The sequence below is a fragment of the Bacillus siamensis KCTC 13613 genome, assembly GCF_000262045.1.
In the GTDB taxonomy this organism is placed as follows: domain Bacteria; phylum Bacillota; class Bacilli; order Bacillales; family Bacillaceae; genus Bacillus; species Bacillus siamensis.
Genome location: NZ_AJVF01000034.1, coordinates 1 through 229 on the forward strand (window position 1 = coordinate 1; position 229 = coordinate 229).

Annotated in this window: 1 protein-coding gene; it reads left to right on the top strand. The window is 61.1% G+C overall.

Annotated features, from left to right (window positions below):
• The coding region (locus Y79_RS01000000120055; protein ID WP_032864791.1) for a hypothetical protein at positions 1–229 on the top strand (229 nt) is incomplete at both ends.

A 229-nucleotide genomic window follows, 5' to 3' on the forward strand; every position in this document is an offset into this window, starting at 1 on the left:
TGCCGGCTCAGTTTATAGAGATGAGCGAGTGGCCGGTCACACCGAGCGGAAAGCTTGACCGCCGCGCGCTGCCGGCTCCTGACGGAGCGGCAGGCAGACAGGCGTACACCGCACCGCGTAACGTCACGGAAATGAAGCTTTGCGCCCTTTGGGAAGAGGTGCTGAAAAACGGCCCCGTCGGCATTCGGGATCACTTTTTTGAGCGGGGCGGCCATTCGTTAAAAGCGAC